This is a genomic window from Trinickia dabaoshanensis, from assembly GCF_002879885.1.
In the GTDB taxonomy this organism is placed as follows: domain Bacteria; phylum Pseudomonadota; class Gammaproteobacteria; order Burkholderiales; family Burkholderiaceae; genus Trinickia; species Trinickia dabaoshanensis.
Genome location: NZ_PNYA01000058.1, coordinates 1 through 4,620 on the forward strand (window position 1 = coordinate 1; position 4,620 = coordinate 4,620).

The following is a 4,620-nucleotide window of genomic DNA, read 5'->3' on the forward strand; positions in this document are numbered from 1 at the left end:
GTCCCGCTCACTTCCTGACTCGAACGCTTAGGCGAGTGAGCACGGAAATGAGCCTTCAAGTGCTTGCATACAACATCAAGCGGGTCATCAATATACTTGGCGTCTTGAGAGCGATGAAGAGCATGAGGTTGGCGCGAAGCTAGAGCCCGGAAGGGCTTTCTGTCACCACGATTCTCGATTTGCGCCGGTCGATCGACTGAAGTCGTTCGACCTCGCGGCGTAGCCAACCTTCTACCGTAAAAAATGGAGTTTCCACACGGCCTCGACCCGTCGCCGCCGCGAGCCGCGCGGCCCCTAATCCCTTCGACCTGGGTCTGTAACGCATCGGCCACGCCGCTCTGGTCGCCTCCACCGTCCTGTGCCTGATGCTGTTGGGCCAGCTTGCCCAGCTCGTTGTGCTGTCTTTGCGCTTGCATGAGACGCGACGCTGGCTCACTGACGTCTGCGACATGCGAATTGCCCTTCGGGCGAGCCTCGGTACTCACCAACATGCCCTTGCCAGAGCGAATTGCCCCAACTGCATCCGTGCGCAACTCGAACCCTTCGCCACGCACGTCCTGCCGACCCTGCCAATCCTCGATCCGCGTAATGCTCCCCAGCGACAATTGACTTGCCTGATGGTCGCTCCGTAGCTGCGTCTGAATGGCGTTCGCCGTATCGTCAAAAACCAGGTGATTGCTGCGCCCGCCACCGCGATTGCCGGTATCGCCCACGAGTTCACGGCTGCGAATGCCCGTCAGTGCCCGCTGATGCGGCAACCGCCATGCCGGCAGGTTCATCTCGCTTCCCACGCGACCGGTTACCAGCGGATGATCAGGGTTCCCGTCGATCCATTGAACGACAACCTCGGAGCCGATCCGAGGCAGTGCGCTCATGCCTTGACTGCCGCCCGCCCAACCGCTCGACACACGCACCCACGTCGTGTACTTGCCCTCTCGATCCCAATGGAATTGCAGCAGCACGCGCCCATACTCGTCGGTATAGAGGCTCTCGCCCTCGGGGCCGACCACAATCGCCGTCTGCGGCGCCAAGATGCGTGTATCGACGCTGTTGAATCCGCGCATCGGCCGCCATGGCGTGCGTTTGCTCACGCACGTAAATCGATTGCTGTATGTCGCCTGCGCGCCAACCCCTTGAAGGTAGTTATTCGTGGCAACGTGATGCGCAAAGGTAATCAGATATTCATCGTCGAAATGACTGGCACTGATCGAATATCCGAAGTGGTCGGTCAGTTGAAACCACCGCCCCGGCATCACGAAGCGGTTGTTGCCGGTGGCCTCCCACTGCCGTGCCATCGCCTCGATGGCTTCGATGCGGCGGCTGGTTTGCCACTCCCCATCTTCCAGGTCCCGGTGCGCATACTGGCCCGCATAGTCGTACCATTCCAGCTTCTGCCCGCCATCACTCGCCCATGCATCGGTACGCGCATCGACGAAACCGCCGCTACGCGCATTCAGATGGGGCATGGCCTTGAAGTCGGTGGTCGATTCCGCAATGTGCGTGGAGGTGATTTGTTGAACGACCGACCACGATCGGATCCCGTCCGCTTCCTGCGAACCGGCTTTGTCCTGGTAAGGAATCTTCGGGCTGTCACCGTCGATGACCGGCTCCTGGCGCCCCGGATCGGAGATGATCAGCTTATGCTCCGTCGCCGTGTGCTCGTACCAGTAGCACAGCCCCAGATGCTCCCAGCGGCGGTGGACGTAGTTATGGTCGTGCTCGCCGAACTGGCACGCCATCGTCATCGAAAGGTCCTTCTGATAGACCTTCCACTGCCAGATCGCCAACGAGCCGTAATCTGAGAAGATCGTGGCGGTTTGGCCATGGATGCTCTCATCCAAGAACAGCCGGTTGTTCTTGCGTAGCGTTAAATACCGAGTCCATGGGCCCACCTCGGCTTCGTAGAAAACGATGCCCCCATCGGCTCGTACCAGGCGAAACGTAAAGATGTGCCCGCTGAAATACCGATAGCTGCCGTCGTTGCGCAGCAATTTCACGGCGATAAGCTTACCGACGAAATCAGCAGGATCGAGCTTCGCGTTATCCGACAGGATTTCGATCACGAATCGGAAATCGCGGGAGAGCGATTCGTCGCCTTCGAGGCGGTTCACCAACAGGATCTCGTACGGGGCATTGCCCTGCGGGAACAACAGCGTTAACAGCCGATTGCGCTGCATCCCCGTTGCGATCTTTCGCAGATCTTGGACAGACAGATTTGTATTCATTGGCAAGCCTGACGAAGAAGTCGGCATTCAGAGGCGCGCGATTCTACCTAGATTTTCTTCAAGTCCAAACACCTCGAAGCATTGTTAGGATTGATCGAAGCTCGTAAAGCAAATATTCCCGATTCACATTGAATGCCCAGCAATTATTTCCAATAAACGTTTGGTTTTCACAACAGCGCCGTTCCACCGCACACCGGCTCGCCTCGCCATAAAACGACGCCCTTAATACTGCTTGACCCGATGATCAATTGAACGAAGCTGTTGGATGGCGCGTACGGCGCAAAGAAGCGCTCCATGGCGCGCGCGAAGACGGCGACGCTGCACGCGACGAAGCGTTGCTCGTCGATTTCCAGCGTGACCTCGATCCCCCGCACCATTGCCGGCTGTGGCGCTCTAGCCATGAGCGTCATAACGGACCGGTGCTTTAGGCCCATGATGCCGTCGATGTGCTGCGCCTGTGCATGCGAGAGTTGGGCGAATTGCTGAAACAGCTGCTTGAGGGCCGGCAACGCCGCCTGAGTCAACCGTAGTGCGTGGGGCGTCTGCTGACCAATGAGCCGCCACAGTGCACCGTTGCTACGGGAAAGCCGAACGATTGCCGTCGGCGCGCGGAGCAACACGATCTTCTCCGTGGCTGACTTCGTGGCGGCCAGCCGCATGTCCCCCCCCGATGCGCCGAACGGCAAGGAATGCGGCAGATCCCCATTGGTACACGTCACGTCGGCTACCAGTGTGTCCATCTCGAGTCCCGTTCTCATGGGACCATCGGCTCCGTCAAGACGCAGCGCCGCAGCGAGCCCAGCCTCAAGCGATAGGGGACCACTATGTTGTATGAGTGTCCACGTGGGGTGTGCGGCACTGGTCATCAGCGCGGCCGATGAGCGCAGCGGATCGCCTTGCTCCGTGCGCACCTGATCGACCGACCAAACTTCGGTGTGTGCGTCGTTCTTGGCCTGCGCATGGATGGGCCACCCCCCACTTTGCCGTTCGTGCTTGAGCGAGACGCCCTTCCTTTCGAATAAATTGACGACCGGCGTGCAAAAGAGCTTCAGGCGATCCGCCGAGACATGCGCGAGTTGCTGTGCAGCACGCGAATTCGGCGGTACGCCCGTCACCACCCAATGCAGCGTCAGTTGTTCGCCCGGTGCAGCCGCGCACACCGACGCCAAATCGATGTCGACGAAGTGGAATCGCTCGGCATACGCGAAGTATTCGGCAAGCAGCCCGAACGGCTGGCCGGGCTCTTTTGCGTCGGTGACTAGCCAATCGTGCGGACCGAACCCCACCGGGGCGACAGCAATGGTCGGCAATCGAGTCCACCGTCCCTCGCTGTCTTCAACATAAGCCCTTGCCGTGCGCAGCAGCATGGTGTCCAACAGCGCGGCAACCACGGGCGGCTGGCCCGCGAGATGGACGCGTAGCGTGGCGGGGGCAACCGCATCGAGGCGGCTGCCGATCTTAGCCGAGCGCAAGGTCAAGGAGATCATCCCGCTGGCATCGGGCGGCAGCTTGACGTTTAGCGGGGCCGTTGGCGTCGTCGCATACTGAGCACGCGCGATTTCCACCGGCGCCAGCACGACGTCATACGTGGTTCGAAACAAGCACCCGCCTTCCGTCGTCTTCAACTGCGTCCCACGCTCGATCCGGACGGATTCGGTCATGCTGTCGAACCTCCCTGCCATATCGAACTGTGCGACGGAGTACGACGGGAAGGATCGAAGATACTGCGGAAAGGTGCGCTCGATCAGCGCCTCGGACAACTCGGGATAGTCGTCATCGATCTTTACGCTGTGGCGGGCGTGCAAAATGGCTGTCGATTGCACCATGCGCTCCACGCCCGCATCATCCGAGCGTCCATCGCTATTGATCGACAATCGCGTGGCGGCCTCCGGATTACGCTGTGCGAAAGCGCGCAAGTCCCGGCGCAAGATTTCCAACTCTCGCTCGTAATAATGCCGAAGTAGATCGTCGTCGAACTCGTCGTGGCGGGTCGTCATCAGCAAAGGTCTCCTTCTTCCATTACCCGAGAATCAAGTCACTGCTGCGAGGCTTGCATCGCACGATCTCTTCACCCGTATGCTTCGAGACGACGATCAACCGGACAAAGCTATTGAGCTGAACGTAGTAACCGAGAAACGTATTGATCGCGCCCACGAACGTTGCGATGCTGGCGCCGACGAAATGCTTCTCGTCGATGGTCATGCGCAATTCAGTCCCTTGCACTGCCGTCATGAATGGGTTGCCCGGCAACTCGATGGCGGCATTGCGCGGTGTTTGTCAACGTAGTTGTCGCGTCGCTTCACGCGCACTGCTTTAATTCGGCTCGGGGCGCACGCTCCGGATTGAGCCAGACTTCGTTCTTCAATTCCCAATCGCGAGTCGAGCGGGACCAACG

General features: G+C 59.5%; 1 protein-coding gene and 2 pseudogenes. All 3 read right to left on the reverse strand.

Annotated elements, in window-relative coordinates:
* Positions 1-434: 434 nt before the first annotated feature.
* Positions 435-2,252 (reverse strand): annotated as a pseudogene (locus tag C0Z18_RS32270) (type VI secretion system Vgr family protein); the annotation flags it as partial.
* 140 nt (positions 2,253-2,392) lie between these two features.
* A complete protein-coding gene (gene tssF / locus C0Z18_RS32275) occupies positions 2,393-4,222 on the reverse strand; it encodes a type VI secretion system baseplate subunit TssF (RefSeq protein WP_102649524.1) in 1,830 nt (609 codons plus the stop codon).
* A gap of 22 nt (positions 4,223-4,244) precedes the next feature.
* Positions 4,245-4,493: pseudogene (locus C0Z18_RS32280) on the reverse strand (type VI secretion system baseplate subunit TssF); the annotation flags it as partial.
* Positions 4,494-4,620 lie beyond the last annotated feature (127 nt).